Annotated in this window: 13 protein-coding genes and 3 pseudogenes; 6 read left to right on the top strand and 10 right to left on the bottom strand. The window is 45.7% G+C overall.

What is annotated here, in order from left to right:
- A pseudogene (locus HQ43_RS10035) lies at positions 1-85 on the bottom strand (PcfK-like family protein); the annotation flags it as partial.
- 362 nt (positions 86-447) lie between these two features.
- Here HQ43_RS10035 and HQ43_RS09885 point away from each other — a divergent pair.
- Entirely contained in the window at positions 448-591 is a 144-nt protein-coding gene (locus tag HQ43_RS09885) for a hypothetical protein (protein ID WP_161785883.1), read from the top strand.
- Positions 592-612: 21 nt separating this feature from the next.
- Here HQ43_RS09885 and HQ43_RS05220 read toward each other — a convergent pair whose 3' ends face one another.
- The 3 genes and pseudogenes from HQ43_RS05220 to HQ43_RS05210 all read right to left on the bottom strand — a co-directional run bounded on the left by HQ43_RS05220 (position 613) and on the right by HQ43_RS05210 (position 2726).
- Positions 613-990, bottom strand: coding sequence for a hypothetical protein (locus HQ43_RS05220; RefSeq protein WP_235305947.1), 378 nt, complete (start codon positions 988-990; stop codon positions 613-615).
- Between the two features lie 168 nt (positions 991-1158).
- Positions 1159-1629, bottom strand: a complete 471-nt coding sequence (locus HQ43_RS05215) for a DUF1896 family protein (protein ID WP_036790722.1) — start codon at positions 1627-1629, stop codon at positions 1159-1161.
- Positions 1630-1660: 31 nt separating this feature from the next.
- Positions 1661-2726 (bottom strand): annotated as a pseudogene (locus HQ43_RS05210) (phage integrase SAM-like domain-containing protein).
- 333 nt (positions 2727-3059) lie between these two features.
- On the opposite strand from HQ43_RS05210, the gene HQ43_RS05205 reads away from it, so the two are divergent.
- The 3 genes from HQ43_RS05205 to HQ43_RS05195 are packed head-to-tail and all read left to right on the top strand — an operon-like array spanning position 3060 to position 6177.
- Positions 3060-4361: a site-specific integrase gene (locus HQ43_RS05205; RefSeq protein WP_036790719.1), complete on the top strand. Its 1302-nt coding sequence runs from the start codon at positions 3060-3062 to the stop codon at positions 4359-4361.
- 4 nt (positions 4362-4365) lie between these two features.
- Positions 4366-5640, top strand: a complete 1275-nt coding sequence (locus HQ43_RS05200; protein ID WP_036790716.1) for a PDDEXK nuclease domain-containing protein — start codon at positions 4366-4368, stop codon at positions 5638-5640.
- A 6-nt stretch (positions 5641-5646) separates the two neighbouring features.
- Positions 5647-6177, top strand: a complete 531-nt coding sequence (locus HQ43_RS05195) for a DUF1643 domain-containing protein (protein WP_036790713.1) — start codon at positions 5647-5649, stop codon at positions 6175-6177.
- A 6-nt stretch (positions 6178-6183) separates the two neighbouring features.
- Here the strand turns inward: HQ43_RS05195 and mobV are convergent, their stop codons facing one another.
- The 4 genes from mobV to HQ43_RS05175 form a co-directional block, all read right to left on the bottom strand.
- Entirely contained in the window at positions 6184-7440 is a 1257-nt protein-coding gene (gene mobV, locus HQ43_RS05190) for a MobV family relaxase (protein ID WP_036790710.1), read from the bottom strand.
- Positions 7441-7761: 321 nt separating this feature from the next.
- Positions 7762-8649: a CHC2 zinc finger domain-containing protein gene (locus tag HQ43_RS05185; protein WP_036790707.1), complete on the bottom strand. Its 888-nt coding sequence runs from the start codon at positions 8647-8649 to the stop codon at positions 7762-7764.
- A gap of 271 nt (positions 8650-8920) precedes the next feature.
- Positions 8921-9970 carry an AAA family ATPase gene (locus HQ43_RS05180; protein WP_036790704.1) on the bottom strand — a complete coding sequence of 350 codons (1050 nt, stop codon included), beginning with the start codon at positions 9968-9970 and terminating at the stop codon, positions 8921-8923.
- Positions 9967-10275: a DUF3853 family protein gene (locus HQ43_RS05175; protein WP_036790701.1), complete on the bottom strand. Its 309-nt coding sequence runs from the start codon at positions 10273-10275 to the stop codon at positions 9967-9969. Before HQ43_RS05175 ends, HQ43_RS05180 begins: the two co-directional genes overlap by 4 nt.
- Before the next feature lie 347 nt (positions 10276-10622).
- Here HQ43_RS05175 and HQ43_RS05170 point away from each other — a divergent pair, with 347 nt between their 5' ends.
- Both HQ43_RS05170 and HQ43_RS05165 read left to right on the top strand, forming a co-directional pair.
- Entirely contained in the window at positions 10623-13916 is a 3294-nt protein-coding gene (locus HQ43_RS05170) for a helicase-related protein (protein ID WP_036790698.1), read from the top strand.
- Between the two features lie 7 nt (positions 13917-13923).
- Positions 13924-17126 (top strand): annotated as a pseudogene (locus HQ43_RS05165) (Eco57I restriction-modification methylase domain-containing protein).
- Here HQ43_RS05165 and HQ43_RS05160 read toward each other — a convergent pair.
- Both HQ43_RS05160 and HQ43_RS05155 read right to left on the bottom strand, forming a co-directional pair.
- Positions 17110-18015, bottom strand: coding sequence for a TaqI-like C-terminal specificity domain-containing protein (locus HQ43_RS05160; RefSeq protein ID WP_036790696.1), 906 nt, complete (start codon positions 18013-18015; stop codon positions 17110-17112). The pseudogene HQ43_RS05165 and the gene HQ43_RS05160 overlap by 17 nt on opposite strands.
- Before the next feature lie 145 nt (positions 18016-18160).
- A complete protein-coding gene (locus HQ43_RS05155; protein WP_036790693.1) occupies positions 18161-18787 on the bottom strand; it encodes a master DNA invertase Mpi family serine-type recombinase in 627 nt (208 codons plus the stop codon).
- Positions 18788-19574 lie beyond the last annotated feature (787 nt).

Here is a 19574-nt window from a genome sequence, read left to right as displayed (position 1 = left end):
AGTTAGGAGCAAACAGAGGGTCTGTCGCTGCTCTGCCATTAAGATACTCAGCTATGGTGCGTGTGAATTGTTCTGTTCCTTTCATTGTCGTGCTGTTTTGGGGGTTACACTTTTCTGCTGTTGTCCGCTATGGCTTCGCCACGGTTCTCTCACTCGCCCCAACTCCCGAATTTATGCGGTAATGAGAGGAGGAGCTATCTCCTTTTCTGTTCATCGGAGATGTAGTATTTACGTTCTGCTTATCCATAGTGACATTTTTTTTATGCGTCCAAAGATCGGAGTATGCTGATTTCTTTTTTCGAGCGAAACAGAGGTAGGGGGCGAGGAGCGACACAAGGTTTGGGCGGAAAATACTACCTGAAGCGAAGCCAAGCGAAACGCAAGTGTGGAGATTTTCCAGCCCAACCGTAGGCTCGACCTTGGGGTAGCCCAAGCCCCACACTACCTTTGCAAGGAAAAAGAAACAGCATCCATCTGCTACGCATAAGGTGGAACGACTGGGCAAAAGAAGCAGAAGTGCAAAGCCTAAGAGCGAAAACAAAAAAGGTGGCAAGCTCCGAAGAGCCCGCCACCCGTCAAGATGAAAAATGAAAACAAGTAGATGCTACTGCATCATAGTAGGCAAATCAGTATTGCCACCAAGATGGCTAACCAGAAGAGATAGCCGAGAATGGTGAATGTGATTTGCAGAATGGTCTTTACCACGAACCGTAGCACCAAGAAGCCCACGAAGATACCAATGACGGTTACGACTTGAGGTGTAACAAGCTTGGCGATGAAGTAGACGGCTGCAACCACGAGCGAGAGCAGAAGCGTCAGCTCGATGATGCGTCGCCAGTCGATGCTACGGGCAGGCTTGGCTGTCTGTGGCTTATCGTTAGTAGACTTCGCCCGAATGAAGATGGGGCTGTGGACATCGTGNGGCAGGCTTGGCTGTCTGTGGCTTATCGTTAGTAGACTTCGCCCGAATGAAGATGGGGCTGTGGACATCGTGATTCATAACTTGAGTATTCATATCTGAGAGCATTTTAGAGTTTCAAGAGCGAGCCCAAGATAGTCCGCCCACCAAAGACAAGGGCTTGCCCCTTGGTGTGTGGGGCGGAGTGTATATCTTGGCTCTTGATGCTCCAATGCTCCCGATAGGATTAAGGTTACTTGTTACTTCGATGTATCCGCCTTCTTCACCATAGGCAAGTTGCTGTTTTCGATAAGCTCGACAATCGTTCCTGTGAGTTCGGTGTAGAGCAGGTCGTATTCTGTGCTGCCGTCAAAGTCGTCCGTGAGGTCGTATTTGGCAAATACGGCTTGGATAAACTTGTTGCCAAGCAGAATGGGAGCTAATTCTTCAGGTAGCGGTTCGGGTAGTTCCTCGCTGAACTCATTCTCCAAGATGGACACGAGGGTGTTGTGCTTAGAGAAGTGTAGCCCTTGGTAGAGGACTTCGCTGGACATCGCCTCGGCTTCGAGGTGGGAGAAGCCTTGTGTCACGGCATCGGCATAAGCTGTAAGGGCAGCATCGGCACGAGCGGCAATAAAGGCGGTATCGGTCATTAACTCGGGGTGATAGTCACTGAGGTAGGCTTCTAACTTCAAACGGAAGTAAGAAAGCTCTTTCTTGGTCTGATTCATAATTTCTTCTGATTTTAGGGTGATATAAGTGTTATTTAGCGATGCCCATAGCTGAGTTGAACTTATCGAGCTTGCCTGCGAGCTGCTCCATATCGTGTTCAATCTTCTTGTTCGTAATACGGGCATAGATTTGCGTAGTCTTGATGTTGGTNAAGCTTGCCATCACGATAAGTCTGCTCGCCATACTTCTCGATGATACTCTTGGGAATGTCGAGGAGGAGAACGTTGGTGGATACGCTGGTCTTTTGACGCTGCGTCATAATCCACTGCTTGTCGTCCATCGTAACGATGTGGTCGGGCGTGAGGTTGGCCACATCGATATAAGCCAGCCCTGTGAAGCAAGAGAATATGAAGATATCACGCACCAACTCCAATCGTTTTAGCCCAAAGTCTTTGTTGGCGATGCTGAGGATTTCCTCATCGGTCAAGAAGCCACGATTGACGGACTCCAAGTGGAAGCGATGATTGAGGAAGGGGTCGTGCATCAGGATGCCACGCTTTTGAGCATAGATGGTAATCGTCTTGAGGGTCTTCATCTTCTTGACAGTCGTGTTGTAAGAGCAACCTGCGACGGTGCTAAGATACAACTCGAAGTCTTGCATTACGGCAGGGGTAAGCTCCGTCAGTCCAATATCCTTGCGAGCATACTTGTGCTTGAGAAACTCAAAGAAGTGTCTGCGAAGCACGCTGTATTTTTGGTGGCTGTCTTTGCTGATGGTTTTCCCTACCCGCTGTTTTACATCATCGATAAACGAGTCGAAGACGGGGAGGAACTCTGTGTACTCCTTGGTCTTTCCGCAATAGAAGGAGCGGATTTTGTCCATTGAGAGTGACTCATCGTCCTCCAACTTGCGGTAGATACTATTGAGGGTGTGCGAAATGCCGTCGAGTGCAGCATTGGCGGTTAGTACGTCAGCTGTGCGACCTTTGAGTCGGCTGGTGGTATTGTTCCATAGCGCCTTGTCTACAAAAATCTTTGTAGAGCCAAAGTTTGCCATTTCCCCACCCAGGAACACACGCAGCATCACGGGCGATTTTCCCTCTTTGTTTTCGTAATTCGAGCGTAGGTAAAAGGATACCTTAAAATTCTGCTTCATACGCATCATTGTTTTGTGTAGCATCAAAGTATAGGGGTTAGCCGTCAGCAGATAGGGATATATACAAAGAAAAATCGTTGTAAAACCTTGATTTTACAACGATTATCTATATTTTGAAGGCTGTTTTGAATGGGGTTGTGAAACCCTTTTGAAACCTTCCAGCGGAGAGAGAGGCTCTTTCTCTTGAACTCTCACAAATAGTCATAGGTGTTCAATATTTTGTTTTTCAGTTATTTGTGTGTTAGTCTGATAAAGTGAGATTTCATAGGAAATCTTTGGTGATATGGATTTTTGGGTGTAATTTTGGGTGCAGAAACTACACACCCAAACAATATGAATATCAAACGCAATATCATCTTTGCTCTTGAGAGTCGCAAAAAGGCTGGCATTCCCATCGTGGAGAATGTGCCTATTCGCATGCGTGTGAACTTTGCCTCTCAGCGTATTGAGTTTACTACGGGCTATCGCATTGATGCAGCCAAGTGGGATGCCGACAAACAGCGAGTCAGAAATGGCTGCACCAACAAGCTCAAGCAATCGGCAGCCGAAATCAATGCTTCGCTACTCGGCTATTATACCGAGATACAAGAGATCTTCAAGAAGTTTGAGGTCGATGAGGTAATGCCTACGCCCGAGCAAATCAAGGAGGCATTCAACGCCCTGCACAGACCAGCGGAGGAAGAAGCGAAGCCCTCCAAAAAGAAAAAAGACACAGAGGGCAACGATTTCTACAAGGTCTTTGATGAGTTTGTGCGTGATTGTGGGCGACAGAATGATTGGACACACTCCACTTATGAGAAGTTTGCAGCCGTAAAGAACCATCTTTCGAACTTTCGGGAGGGGCTCAACTTTGAGTTTTTCGATGAGAAGGGACTGAACGACTATGTCGCCTATCTTCGTGAGGTCAAGGAGATGCGTAATAGCACCATTGGCAAACAGCTAGCATTCCTCAAATGGTTTTTGCGTTGGGCTTTCAAGCAGGGAGTGCATCAGAACAATGTCTACGACACTTATAAGCCCAAACTCAAGAGCACGCAGAAGAAAATCATCTTCCTGACTTGGGATGAGCTGACGAAGCTCCGAGAGTTCGAAATACCTGCCAACAAGCAGGCTCTCGAACGAGTGCGTGATGTCTTCCTCTTTCAGTGCTTCACAGGTTTGCGATATTCCGATGTGTTCAACCTCCGCCGAAGCGATGTCAAAGGCGAACATATCGAGGTGACGACCGTCAAGACTTCGGACAGCCTGATTATCGAACTGAACAATCACAGCAAGGCGATTTTGGATAAATACAAAGATGTGGCATTTGAGGACGATAAGGTCTTGCCTGTGATTACCAACCAAAAGATGAACGACTACCTCAAGGAACTGGCAGAACTGGCAGGCATAGACGAACCTGTGCGTCAGACGTACTACCGAGGCAACGAGCGAATAGACGAGGTCACGCCCAAGTATGCCCTCCTCGGCACACACGCTGGGCGTCGCACCTTTATTTGTAATGCCCTTGCCCTCGGTATCCCTCCGCAGGTGGTCATGAAATGGACAGGACACAGCGACTACAAGGCGATGAAGCCTTACATCGACATTGCAGACGACATCAAGGCGAATGCGATGAGTAAATTTAATCAGTTATAGCCCTATGAAACAAGAAATACAAGCCATAGACCGCAAGGATTTCAGCCCTATCGTACATGCTATCGGGACAGACATCGAGCAAACGCAGGTGCGTATCGTGGCATCTGCTAATGCCGATATGCTCTTTCACTATTGGAAGGTGGGACATTTCATTCTTTACCTCCAAGAAAGAGAGGGCTGGGGAGCAAAGGTCATCGACAAACTCTCGGAAGCTATTCGCTCACAATATCCTGATAAGAAAGGCTATTCTCGCAGAAACATCTTCTACATGTGTCGCTTTGCCAGTGCCTATCCTCTGAATGTGTTGCAACAGATGTGCGAGGCAGACAGCATGTTAAGTAATCCATCTGTGGACGCAGTGAAAGCCCTTACGACTCAACTCAATCAATTAGTGCAAGAGCCTCTTGCACTAATCCCCAATACAGAAAATCAACCGATTGAAATTGCGCAACAACCTGTTGCACAGTTAGGAGAGGTGTCTCAAACGCTTTCTTCTGTCTATCGCACAGACATTCAGCAAATAGAGGAGCTTTTCAAGCGTTCTGCGGTCGTTCGTACAAATTGGGCGAGCCATGTGATACTCCTCAACAGCAAACTCCCTCTTGGCGAATGCTATTGGTACATCACGCAAGCCGTGGCGAATGGTTGGAGCAGTAATGTACTGAAAACACAGCTGGACACGAATCTTTTCGCTCGTCAGATTGAAGCGAAGAAGGTAAACAACTTTACCGTGCGTCTGCCCGAGCCACAGAGTAACCTTGCCAACTATCTGATGAAAGATCCCTACATCTTCGACATCATGGAGCAGACGGAGCAGATGGCGGAGCGAGATATCGAGCGTCAACTGGTGTCGCATATCACGAAGTATTTGCTCGAGATGGGAAGTGGCTTTGCCTTTGTGGCACAGCAAAAACATTTTCAGGTGGGCGAACAAGATTTCTATGCCGACCTTGTGCTTTACAACATTCAGCTGCACGCCTATGTAGTTATCGAGCTGAAGGCAACGCCTTTCAAGCCTGAATACATGGGGCAACTGAATTTCTACATCAATGTAATAGACGACACACTCCGAGGCGAACACGACAACAAGACCATCGGCTTGCTCCTCTGTAATGGTGGTGATAAGGTCGTTGCGCAATATGCCCTTTCGGGTTACGAACAGCCAATAGGTGTCAGCGACTATCAGCTCACTAAGGCTATCCCCGACAACCTTCGTTCCACCCTCCCAAGCATTGAGGAGGTCGAAGAAGAATTAAGTAGAATAATAGACAAACAATAAGAAAATATGGACTATAAAATCAAACAAATGATTGGTAATGAAAATACTCATCGTTATGTATTGGCAAGTGAGTGTACATCTCCACTTGTTGTAATTGGAGTTAATCCAAGTACAGCAAATGAAACAAAACCAGATCCTACAGTTAGAAAAGTCATGGGATTTGCTGAGAGAAATAATTGTGATGGATTTATTATGCTCAACCTTTATCCTCAAAGATCTACCAATTTTGCAAGTGTACATCAAAAAAGAAGTGAAGAGCTACATCAAAATAACCTTGATGCGATTAAGCGATATTTTGATGGGTTTGAAGAACTCAAGGTGCTTGTTGCTTGGGGAAACCTTGCGGGCAAAAGAACTTATTTGTTAGATTGTTTTAGAGATATTGCCTCTGTCCTTTCAGAAAACAATCGTAAGGTTTCTTGGCTACAAATAGGAGAACTAACGAAATCTAAACATCCTCGCCACCCTTTGTATGCTCGTTATGATTTGAACCTGGGGCCATTTGACATTGGTGATTATCTCAAAAAGATAAAATAAACACTCTTATAGTTTCTTCCCCCTATTTCGCCCGATAAGCTGCTGCCACTTATGTTCGCACCAGTCGGGGACGGATAAGCCATTGATGGAGAGGAAGGGCTTTTGCTTTTGGTCTTTCTCAATACAGAGCATTGTGTCCTCCTCCTCGAAGTAGCGTCTGTACATCGAGGAGTAAACCTTGGCTTTGGCTCGCACGGAATTGCCTGTGTGATACATTTGCGTTATCTGTTCATCCGAGAAGCCCATAAACGCTAAGAGTCTGCGTACATTGAGAAGGGCAAAGAATGGAGGCATAAATCGCTGAATGAAACACCGCTCCTCCTCGTAGGCTTTCAGCTCTTTTTGTCGTTGCTCCAGCTCTCTATCCTTGTCCTTGAGCCTGTCTTGTAGAACGACAACCTCCTTGCGGATGTCGTTCTTTTTTTGTTCGCTGAGGTATTGAGCTTGTTCCGCCTCCTTCCTGAGGACTTCGATACGTTGCTCGGCTTTATCTAACTCAGAATTGCCAAAGAAAGAATAAAGCGTGTCCTTGATGCGGAGCTTACCTGCTTTCTTTTCCAGTTGGGCAACACGCTCTTTGAGCTGAGCTTCCTCTGCCTTCTTGTTGGCAGTTGCTTTGACCAGCTCTTTGTAATATGCCATATTCGTGCGGTGCTTGGCTTCTGATCCATAAATGCCTCGCTCTAAGCCGAAGCCTGCCATCGCTCGGGCATAGGTAGTTTGATACTCCTCCAGCTTCTTAGGGGTAAGCACATCATCGGCACAGAGGCGCACCTTGTTTCGCTTGGTCTTATACTTGCGTTTGCCGTTGTCGGCCTCCTCTTTGGCTTTGCGTCTTTCTCCTTGCACAATCGGCACAACGGTGGCATGGATGTGGGGTGTCTCCTCGTCTGCGTGGAGCGTGGCTGCTACGACATTTTCCGCTCCGAAGGTCTGTCGTAGCCAATCCACCGAAGCCTCGCACCATTCAGAGAGGCGTCCTTCTTTCTCAATACGAAGCATATCCTCGTGGGAGCCTGAGAGGATAAATCGCAAAGCTCGCACTTGATTGTCAGAAACCTTGCGGTAGATGCCTGCGGTCGCTATTCGGTGCTCGATAGCCTGTGTTCGGCTCGTGACATTTTCGGGGAATTGCACCAGTTCCCGATTGAGGTGCGTGCGAGAGGCATCGACATTATTCGGGGTGTACGTCCGCTCGATATGAGCGGTCACGCCCGAGTCGCTGCCTTTCGCCTTGTCTATATGTAATACGGCATAGCCCATAGTTGAAGATTGGTTTTAGGGGGTATCCAAAGGGGCGAAGTCCCTTGGCTCAGGAGGGCTTTTTTAGCGGTAACGGAGTGGAGCGTGAAGAAAATGCCCTAATAAGCTATGGCATTTCTCGAAATGTCCGCTCCGCCTGCTACCTCTGAGTTCAGTCTGTCTAAGTATTCATTGAATGCTTGCTGGCTTTGTTTCTAAGTTCTCCCTTTGAGAACTTGCAGACGGTCAGCACTGCCATAGTCCCGAAACAAAGCCGAGCCATCAATTCGCCTTCCTTGGGATTACCCGATGAATACTCGGTTTGAATTGCGTGCTTTTGCACTATCTGCGAAGCCCTCGCTTGCGAGGAGTCTGAGCCTGCTTTTGCGACTTTCGATTGGCACAGAGCCATTCGTTGAGGTCTTTGTGAGGGGCATAAAGACCGCTCATATCCTTGACCTCTATGCCTGCCTCTCGAAGCTGATGCAAAGCCTTTCGTCCAGCCTCATCATTGTCGAGGAAGCACTCCACACAGGGATATGTTTGCAGTTGTGGCAAAGCTCTTGGGAGGAGAATCAAGGAGTTTAACACCAGGCTGTCGCTTGGCTCATTGGGGTGTAGTGTTCGCCAAGAGAGAAAATCCATAAAGCCCTCAAAGACCTGCACGCTCTTTGCCCCTGCTCCCAACGTACTCATAGCTTTCGGGGCGATACAGCACTTGAAATAGGGATTGCGTAGTTCCCAGCCCCCTGCATCGTTGGGGAAGCCAAGGGCATAATAGCTTCGTTCGCCTGAGCGATAACGTACCTCGGAGCAATACTTTTCTAGCTGAGAGGGCAAAATGCCGCGCTCCGAGCCGTAGCGTTGCAACTGCGAGTTAGAAATGGGTTGCACTGAAAGAATTTCGAGTCCTTGCTGAGTGGAGTTTTTTGTTCCGCCAAAAGAAAAATCATTCTTTGGTAGTCCTGTCTCTCCTCGGAGGTGTTGCAGTGCCTCTGCCGTTGAGCAGCGGTTCAAAGCACAAACAAGGTCAATGATGTCGCCATGCTCGCCAGTGGCGAAGTCGTACCACTGATTGCGTTCGGTGTTTACTTTGAAGGAAGGTGTACGCTCTTGTCTCAAGGGGGAACAATACCAATAGGCATTGCCCTTGATTTGTTTCGGTTCGTGTCCAGCCTGCTGGAGGTATTCCACGATAGATAGTTGCTTGATTACTTGTATCGTTTTCATGTCTTTTTTCTTGGAGGGTTATTGTTGGTGCTTGGTTAGTCGGTCGAAACCTATAGGCACATAGTCCGTCCGACCAAGTGTCGCTTTTTCTTTGGTCGGTCGGTTCAGGTATATATAGCCTGCGTCCGTCCGACCGAAAAAATCTTGTATAATACGGCACTCTCCTCGTTGTTTTCGGTGCTCGCACTCGGTCACATACTAGAGTATGCTCCCTTCGTGCTCGACCTCGACGCCTTGAGATTACCGCATTCTACAGAGATTTTTCATCTGCTTAGTAGTGGTATTCGGGGTTGAAGCGGTATTTGCCACGCTCTTCTTTGACGACCATGCGCTTGTTCAGAAGGAAGCGGAGCAATTCTTTGAGCTTTGTCTGCCCATATTCGTGAGCGGTGATACCTCGATAGGCAGATCGCAGTCGGGGTATTAGGTCGCCATAGCTTAGGGTCGTATCCTCGCCAAAGGTCGCCTTGAGAGCCTCTCGATGCTGCTCGTCCGTCAGCTCTTGATAGGAGAAATGCTTGGCGGTCTTCGTGTCCTCTACATAGGTCGCATCGACCTCGGGCAGGCAGATGCCATCGGCTTGCTCCGTGAGGCGAAAGGCAAACTTGTCAAAGGGCTTGGAGCGAATAATCGCAGGGGCAACCACGCTGCGGTCGGCGTCAACGCTATCCTTTGTGATTTGTAAGACACACTCCGCCTTGTTGTTCAACTCCGTACCGATATGTCCTCGGGCATTGTCGTCTCCCTTATTGAGGTGCAACACGGTGTGCAGGTGGATGTTTCGCTCGCCTGTCCACTTCATCAAGTCGCCCACAAGGCGTGTCGCCTCGGTCGAGTTGTTGATGTCGAGCATCAGGTCACGGATACCGTCGATGACAACCAAGCCCACATCGGGCGTGTTGTAGATGGCATGGCGGATAATCTCTCTTCGTTGGTTGGGGTCGGCAATGGCTCTGAGGTGGCTGAATTGCAATCGCTCGGGTTCTCGGTCGAGCGGTAGCCCTGCCAGCCTCAGAATGCGTTGCATCACCAGCTGGCAGTGGTAAGGGCTTTGCTCGGTGTCGAAGTAGAGGATGTTGCGTTTGCTCTCGGGAAAGCACGCCCGATATTCCAACACCTGACGACCAGCGAGGGCTGAGGCAACCAAGGCACTCACATTGAAAGTTTTCTTTGCCTTGGCTTTCCCTGTCGAGACACTGAAGTTGCCCAGCGTGCCGATGGTGGCATCGTCCACACGCAGTACGATGGGCGGTAGGCTGAACTTGTCCGTCACTCGAATGAGCGACTGCTGCCAAATGCTCTCGTAGTCTGGCGCATTCATCTTCGTCCTCCTGTTTTGCGAGCTGCCAATTCGAGAGCGAGGTCAGCGTCCACGATAATCTTACGCCCTACCTGCGTGATGGCTCGATCTATCTTGCCACTCTGCTTGATGCGGTTGGCGGTAGGGAGGCTACAGCCGAAAAGGCGAGCGATGCCCGATAGCCCATACACATAGCGTCTTTGCTCTTTGGAGGTGGGTACCTCCGTTGTAGTATTGCTGGGCTGTGAGCCGTGGCGAGCAAGGAAGAGCAACTCCTCGCCAGTCATCTGCCATACGGGCTTGCCCAAAAGTTCTTCTAAAATCATACTTCATTGCAGTTGAGTTGTGAATACTTTTGCCCTTGCGCTTCGGGCTATTAGTCAGCTCTGACACTGCGAAAGTATGAGCTAATTCGTTGTCTATGAAATGGTAGGGGAGTCGCAGGAAATGCAGGGAAAAGGCAGGAAATCAAAGCCCTCACTCCATAGTACTCACCCCACATTTTCACACAAAAAGAGGCTCGCAGAGCACCACTGCCCCGAGCCTCTCGCGATATTTTGCCCCCTTAGGGGTTCGCACCTTGGTTTTCAGTGTTAAATAGGGAAATCCCCTCGCCCTTCTGCTCGCTTCTTCGTACCTTTGTAGCAGATCTTCTTGATTTTTATACAAAACAATGAGTACAAAGTTTTTTAACAACGGGGTGGGCAACACGCTTTTTGATAAGCTGAAAGGTATTGCATCGGAGATGACAACATTCGACCGCTTCTTGGCTGTTGTAGGTTTTTTTCGTTCATCGGGATATTTCAAATTGCGTAAAGAACTGGGAGATATATCAGAGATAAAAATCTTGGTAGGAATCAATATCGATGATATTTTCCGAAAGCACAACAAAGCACTTTTGATGCTTGCGGATGAGAATAAAGCCAAAGAGATTTACCAAAATGACTTCAAGGAGGATATTATCAATGCCCAGTATTCGTCCGAGGTAGAGGAGGGTATCTTACAGATGTGTGAAGATCTGGTCTCAGGACGACTACAGATGAAGATTCATGCCACCAAGAACCTGCATGCTAAATTTTACTTATGCCTCCCTCTGCATCATAGTGAACATAGCGATGGCTGGGTGATTATGGGCTCTTCCAATATTTCGGATTCTGGCTTGGGCATCAAGCAACCTCCGCAATATGAACTCAATGTGGCAATGAAAGATTTTGACGATGTGAAGTATTGTTCTGATGAGTTCTGGACATTATGGAACGAAGCCGTCGATCTAACGCCTCAGGATATTGAGGAGTATAAGAAAAAAACATACTTAGGTTATCAGCCAACCCCCTACGAACTATATATCAAGGTACTTATCGACATCTTTGGAGATCAAGTAGAAGATGATTTCTCTATCCAACTACCCGATGGAGTTAAGGAGCTGAAATACCAAAAAGATGCAGTAATCCAAGGCTACCAAATGTTGATGCAGCACAATGGGCTGTTCCTCGCAGATGTTGTTGGTCTGGGTAAGACAATGATTGCTACCATGATTGCAAAACGCTTTGTGGAAGCTAATGGAAAAAACACCAATATCCTTGTGGTCTATCCTTCCGCATTGGAAGAGAACTGGAAAAACACATTCAAACTGTTTGGAATTTACAAGAAGACTCAATTCATTACAAATGGTAGCCTTTCTAAAATTATTGATGGGAAGAATAACTACAAGGACAAAGAGGAGTTCGATTTGATTATTGTCGATGAAGCTCACGGATTTCGTAGCGATAGCTCAGGAAAATACGATGAATTGCAGAAGATTTGCAAGTCGCCTTGCTTGAATGCTGGATTGTTGAGGAACCAGCAAAAGAAGGTTATGCTTCTTTCTGCAACCCCACTCAACAATCGTCCTGATGACCTGCAGAACCTCTTGCTTCTATTTCAGAATAGCCAAAGTTGCACGATTGATGGAGTTCCCAACCTTAAAGGATTTTTTACCCCCCTCATTACAGCATACAAAAAGCTGATGCGTGAACGAGGAAAACGTGATGTGACTGATGATGTGGACAAAATCTATGAGCAGATACGCAACAAAGTCATCGACAAAGTGACCGTGCGCCGTACACGCAACAACATCCTGAACGACCCAGATTATAAATCGGATATTGCATCGCAAGGTATAGTATTCCCCAATATATTGCCCCCCAATGAGTTGGAATATGTCATGGACCCCGATACGAGCATCCGTTTCTACGAAACTTTGAAACAACTCACCGATGGCAAGTCGGAAGACAATCCAGAGGGGAATGGACTGACCTATGCCCGATATCGTGCAGTTGAATTTCTGAAACCAGAACTACGTACCCAGTATAAAAATGCCGAACATATTGGCCGATCATTGGCGAGTATTTATCGTGTGCACATGGTCAAACGTCTAGAGAGCAGCTTCCATGCTTTCAAGAAGTCTCTACAGACTCTACTTCGTATCACGACAGATATGATTAAGATGTTTGATGAGAATAAGGTCATTATTGCTCCTGACTTGAAAGTAAAAGATCTTCAGGCAAAGGATATGGAACTAGATGAGATTATCGAGTATGCCATTGCCAAGGGATATGCGAAAGAAGACATCCTTTTTCCCGCAGAGGCTTTCGTCCCAGAATTTTTAGAGATGCTGAACCACGACCGAGAGATCTTGGAAAATCTCAACGCCGACTGGGCGCAGGAGCATGATGACCCAAAGTTTGATAAATTTCGAGAAAAGCTTGCTACAGACTTCTTTGACACCCCCCGAAACCCATCAGGTAAATTAGTTCTGTTTTCCGAGAGTGTAGATACGCTGAATTACTTGTATGAGAGATTGACCGATGATATGGGGCTCACGGATGTGCTCAAAGTGACTTCCTCCAGCCGTAATCGCTTAGGAAAGACTATCAAAGAAAACTTTGATGCAAATTTTGAACATGATGCGAAGAAATATAATATAATCGTCACTTCAGATGTGCTCGCAGAAGGGGTGAACCTACATCGCTCCAATGTGATTGTCAATTACGACTCTCCTTGGAATGCCACAAGATTGATGCAGCGCATAGGACGTGTCAATCGTATAGGATCGGTTGCTCCCAACATCTACAATTATATGTTCTATCCCTCGCAACAAGGCGATAAAGAAATTCAGCTGTACAAAAATGCCTTGATCAAACTGCAGGGTTTCCATTCTGCTTTTGGCGAGGACGCTCAAATTTTCTCCAAAGAGGAGATTGTGAAGGAGTTTCAAATGTTCGATAACAAGGTCAAGGATAGTGTGGATAAGAAAATAGCCCTACTGCGTGAGGTGCGCGATCTTTATAACAGCGACCGTAAGCTCTATCACAAAATTAAGGCTCTTCCCATGAAAAGTCGAGTGATGCGTGACACAGGTAAACACAGAGGCAAGAGTATTATCTTTGTTGCATCAAATGTAAAAACCGAATTTTATATCTCATCAGAAACAGAGGTGCGGACTATTGACTTCCTCGAGGCCGTAAAATATCTCAAAGCTAAGCCAGAAGAACAACCGATTCCCTTTGCCAATGAAGCGGAACATTACAAACATGTCAATGCAGCTGTCCAACAATATGTCAAAGAATATGTGGAGGCGGCAGATACCTCTTCAATCAATCGTACCGACTTAGATAGGACTTCCCTAGAAGCCAACAAATTCTTACGTACGATCAAGCAGATTACTTCTGATAATGAACTAAAATCACAATGCGATGTGCTGATAGGGTATATCAATGAAGGAGTCTATGCACAGCTGCCTCGCTCCCTAAAAGCTCTGTCACGTGAGTATAGGAACGACCGAGCTAGGATGAAACAGGAGGAGTACAGCCTACAAGCAAAAATTGCTGAATTGCAGGACGAATATCAGACCAAAAGCAAACATCAGCGTCACGATGAGCAGGAAATATCTAGTCCACAAATTATTATTTCAGAATCATTTAGATAAACAATAAATGGCAACTACATACACCTCAGACAATTTGAGAGCATTGTTTCAGTCTGCATTCGACCTGAAGCGGTGGTATGATCTGTTGAAAAACCTTCTTGGTGCTACAGAATTGAAAACAATTCCCGAGCGAATCGAGCAGATTTCTTCAGATGAAGGCTACTTTTTGGGAAGTGTAGACACTACTGACCATTATCGCATAGGCTTGTTTCATTATAAGATCGTAGAGGGATCTGTGGTCAACAAGCGTGTAGGTTTGCGCAATCTTGTGAAGTCGTTCATCAACCCTACTTGGGGGGAGTTTGATGCAGCTTTGGTCGTCTTTGATAGTGAAGATCATTGGCGTTTGTCTTTCATTTGTGACATCAAAGGCGAGGCAACTTCACCCAAACGATACACTTATGTTTTGGGCCAAAAGGAGAACTACTATCATACAGCTGTGAGCTCTTTTATAGAACTACAGAGACAAGGTGTCACTTTTTCTACGATAAAGGAAGCCTTCTCGGTAGAACCGCTTACCAAACAATTTTACAAAGACTTATTTGGCTGGTATTTATGGGCTATCGATCCTGCCTCCAACATTACATTCCCCAATAATACCACTATCGAAGAGGACGATCGGGAGGATCTCGAGACAAAGATCATCCGCATGATCACACGCTTAATGTTCGTGTGGTTTATCAAGCAAAAGAATCTGGTACCAGCCCAACTCTTTGAGTCAGACTTCTTGCGAACGATACTCAAAGAGTTTGATCCCGATAGCCCTACTACGGGAAACTACTACAACGCGATCTTACAAAACCTCTTTTTTGGTACGCTCAACAGATCCATACAGGATGATAATGGCAACACCCGAAAGTTTGCCACATCCAGCAAACGAGATGTGAAAAACCTATATCGCTATGCAGAGATGTTTACCATAAGCCAACAAGAGGTCATTCAGCTCTTCTCCGAGGTTCCGTTTCTCAATGGAGGCCTGTTTGAGTGTTTAGACAAAACTCGCTATAGCGATGGTGTCGAGCTGTGCTACAACTATGATGGTTTTAGTCGCAACGACCTTCGTTTTTCCGATGGTCGTTACAAGCATCGTGCTGTAGTGCCCAACGTCCTCTTTTTCGAACCCAATAAAGGCTTGCTATCCATCTTGAGGCGTTATAATTTCACGATTGAGGAGAACTCTCCCGAGGAGCAAGAGGTCGCACTCGATCCTGAATTGCTCGGAAAAGTATTCGAGAATCTTCTTGGATCATACAATCCCGAAACCAAAGAGACCGCACGCAACCAGAGCGGTTCGTTCTATACCCCCCGTGAGGTGGTCAACTATATGGTAGACGAAAGTCTCATCGCTTACCTTGGTGATACGCCTAAAGTGCGACAGCTATTTCGTAGCGACTTCGAGTACGCTCCGCTACAGATCAACTTCTATAAGCAGGTAGCCGAGCGTCTCAAACAAGTTAAGATCCTCGACCCCGCCTGTGGTTCGGGGGCATTCCCAATGGGCTTGCTCTCTCGTATGGTCGAGATTCTCCAGCGCATTATCCCCTCCGAAAACATCTATGACCTCAAGCTCTATCTGATTGAGAACTGTTTATATGGAAGCGATATACAGAGCATTGCCGCACAAATTACAAAATTAAGGTTCTTCATATCTCTGATTTGTGAGTGCGAAAAGGATGCATCGAAGCCCAATTTCGGCATTCCCACCTTGCCCAACTTGGAGACCAAATTCGTATCAGCCGACTCTCTTATTGCAAAGAAAAAGAAACCTATACAAGGATGTCTCTTCGAAAACCCTGAGGTTAATCAGATGAAAGAAGACTTAATAAAGGTGCGTCATCAACACTTTTCAGCCCGTTCTGCCTCCATTAAGCACCGTCTAAGAGAAAAAGACCAAGAACTCCGCGAGAAGTTAGCAAAACTACTTTCTGAAGACGATTTGTTTACTCCCGAAGATGCGTTACAGTTGGCTGCCTGGAATCCTTATGATCAGAATGCCGTCTGCTCATTCTTCGACCCTGAATGGATGTTTGGCCTTGCTGAAGGCTTCGACATCGTCATAGGCAATCCACCCTACATCCAATTGCAGAATAATGGGGGAGAATTGGCAACGCGATACAAAGATTGTAACTACACATCTTTTGCACGAACAGGCGACATCTACAGCCTTTTCTACGAACGAGGTTGGCAGCTGCTCAAAGAAAAAGGGCATCTCTGCTACATTACCTCAAACAAATGGATGCGTGCAGGGTATGGAGAAAAGATGAGATCTTTCTTTGCTACCAAAACCAATCCAAAGTTGCTCATCGATTTCGCAGGAGTAAAAGTATTTGAGAGTGCTACGGTCGACACAAACATCCTTCTCTTTGAGCGAGCTACAAATCAGAGACAGACGATTTGTGCTGCTGCTTCTAAGCAGAGTTGGGATAGTCTCAAAGATTTGAGCCTTTTTGTGCAGCAAGAGCAAATTATCTGTGCTTTCGAGGGAGCAGACAGCTGGGTGATACTCTCTCCTATCGAACAAAGTATCAAGCGAAAAATCNCAACTGCCAAAGCGAAGAGGAGAGAGAACGTACTGCCGAGCTTATTCGACCCATTTTGCGTGGCAGAGATATTAAAAGGTATGGATATGAGTGGGCTGACCTGTGGATTATCAATACACATAATGGAGTGAAAGGAAAACTCCCACGCATCAACATCGAAGACTATCCTGCCGTAAAAGCGCATTTAGAAATCTATTGGGATAAAATACATAATAGGGCTGATCAAGGAGACACCCCTTACAACCTTCGTAATTGCGCTTATATGGAGGATTTTTGTAAGCCGAAAATAATTTGGAAAAGAATCGGCTCTATTTTGCGATTTTCTTATGATAGACAGGGATGCCTCGGTCTTGATAGTACATGTTTTGCTACTGGTGAGCATATAGAATATTTGTGCTGTATCCTCAACTCTGTCATGGGTCACTATTTATTAAAAGATTCGCCCAAAACAGGTACAGGAGATTTATTAGTTAGTGTTCAAGCAATAGAACCAATATGCATACCATACAACACATTACACAATAGTAGATTGTCGCATCTTCTAGATAAACAGAGAATCTGTCATTCTGATGAAACCGAAAAGGAGATAAACGATATTGTTTTCAAAATGTATGACTTATCTATTAATGAACAGGATTTCATTACGCAATATATCATAGAATCTCAATAAATCCGATAGTTTCCCGCTCTTCGAGAGTGAGGTCATACAAATCAAAGAGCATAGAGTCTATTCTCTGTGCTTTTTGTCTTGTGTATTCTACTTGTATGTCTTCTATGGCTTCTTGATATTCTATATTCTGAATACCAGAAACTTCACGGATAGGAATTTTCTCAAAAAAGATTTTACTTAACTCTCGCGTTCCACCTAGCAGTTCAGGGAATGAGTCTCTAAAGCAGAATTTAAATAGTGAAGAATTAAAGAACGCTGTAAGATACTCTACATAGTTCCCTGTAATAATAAAGCACTTTTGGTTAGTCAAGAGCTTCTTGTCATCATATACAAACGGAAGATATTTGGTCATGTTTGGGTATATGATCTTTGGCTTACAAAAATCCTCCCAATAACTAATGCTATCTTGTGTTTCAAACCACTTGTTATTGGTCTTTTTGCGAGCTTTGATTTTCTCTCCATTGACAATGTAGGTTTGCCCTGTTTGCTCTAAGCGTTCCCTGCCGAATGAGAGTAGATAATCTTTCACAGAAGGATACTGTTCTATGTCATAGTGCCGAGAAGGGAATGTCGCTATTAGCCAAAGATCTGCCCACTCATATCCATACCTTTTAATATCTCTGCCACGCAAAATGGGTCGAATAAGCTCGGCAGTACGTTCTCTCTCCTCTTCGCTTTGGCAGTTGGCCAAAATCTCGTCTCGCTTCTCGGTGGAGATGATGAAAGCCTCATTACAACCAGTGAGCACTCCTCGATAAATATTGATATCCCACTCTTTGAGAGGTTTTCCGACCGCCTCGATTTTTCGCTTGATACTTTGTTCGATAGGAGAGAGTATCACCCAGCTGTCTGCTCCCTCGAAAGCACAGATAATTTGCTCTTGCTGCACAAAAAGGCTCNGATTTTTCGCTTGATACTTTGTTCGATAGGAGAGAGTATCACCCAGCTGTCTGCTCCCTCGAAAGCACAGATAATTTGCTCTTGCTGCACAAAAAGGCTCGTATTCAACAGAACTTTTCTCGCCATCGCAAAGCTCACTCTTTTGGGGCTGTAGTGGTAAAGGGGAGAAAAGTTTTGATGTAGCGAGCCAGGGTGTTGCGGTCGCACTTGCAGATTTTGGCAATCTGTCGCTTGGGGACGTTTTCTTCCAGAAGTGCTTTGATGAGTGCGCGTTTGGGATATAGTTTTTGCCTTTCTGGGCTCGTCTTTCTTCCTTTGGGACGTCCCAAGACCACGCCCTCGGCTCGTCGTCGGGCTAAGGCCTCTTTGGTGCGTTGGCTGATGAGGTTGCGTTCTATCTCGGCAGAGAGTCCGAAGGCAAAGGCGAGTACCTTGCTTTGGATATCGTCTCCGAGCCGATAGTTGTCCTTGATAGTCCATACGCGACACTCTTTGGTCATACAGATGTTGAGAATTTCCATAATCATAAAGAGGTTACGCCCTAGACGCGAGAGTTCGGAGCAGACGATGATGTCGTCTTTGCCCACTTTGCGAAGGAGCCGTCCCAACTCCCGTTTGTTATAGGCTTTTGTGCCGCTGATGGTCTCCTCTATCCAGTCGTCAATATGGAGCTCTTGCCTTTGACAGAAGTTTGTGATTTCGAAGCGTTGATTCTCTACTGTTTGCTTGTCGCTACTGACTCTTATATATCCGTATATCATAGTTGTATAATTTATAACTAAACGATACAACAATAAAATTAACCGAGAATGGAAAGGATAAATAAGTTTAGATTGAAGTCTAGACCTTTTATAGGTGCAATCGCATAGCCCTAAAAAATCTCCACCCAAGATTGCGGTCTTGGGTGGAGTATTTTATTGTTCTCAAGTTTTTTTGGTGTAGAAAAGGGTGTAAATCGCATAACTCGCTGATTTACACCCTTGTTTGCGGAGAGAGAGGTTTGTGAACAAACACCCCTCAAATCGTTGTATATCAATTATCTACTAATTGGGCTATTCTCCTTGTGTAGCATTTATGTAGCAGTAATTTGACTGCTTGTTGACTACCACTTTGACAGCCTAATGAACTCTTTCAAGCATCATTTTTCTGGGTACAAAGGTATATAAAAATGGACGTACCTCCAACCCTTTGCTTCTTAATTATTTATACTTTTTACTGCTACACTCGCCAGTGCACGGTGCAAGCCCTTATATATAAAGGGTCTTGCACCGTGCACTGGAGTCCTTTGTGTGTAGTTGTTTTTTGGGTGATTTGCAAAGCTGAGGAGTTCACGCTCTTGTTGGGATGCCGATAGAATTTCGAGCATCAAACATTCTCAAAGACAAAGAAGCTTTGTTTTATTGGATTATTCCGATTTATCGTTCTAAAACTCCTTAGTTATTATTATATACTGCTCTGTTTCAAAATTTTCGATGAAAAATAGTGTCAAGAAAGCATGTATTACATTATTTTATACGAAACCTGTTGCATCCACTACTAATATCAATT

It is taken from the genome of Porphyromonas canoris (assembly GCF_000769115.1).
Classification (GTDB): domain Bacteria; phylum Bacteroidota; class Bacteroidia; order Bacteroidales; family Porphyromonadaceae; genus Porphyromonas_A; species Porphyromonas_A canoris.
The sequence above is the reverse complement of the archived record's forward strand: the minus strand, read 5'-3'. Positions and strand labels throughout refer to the sequence as shown.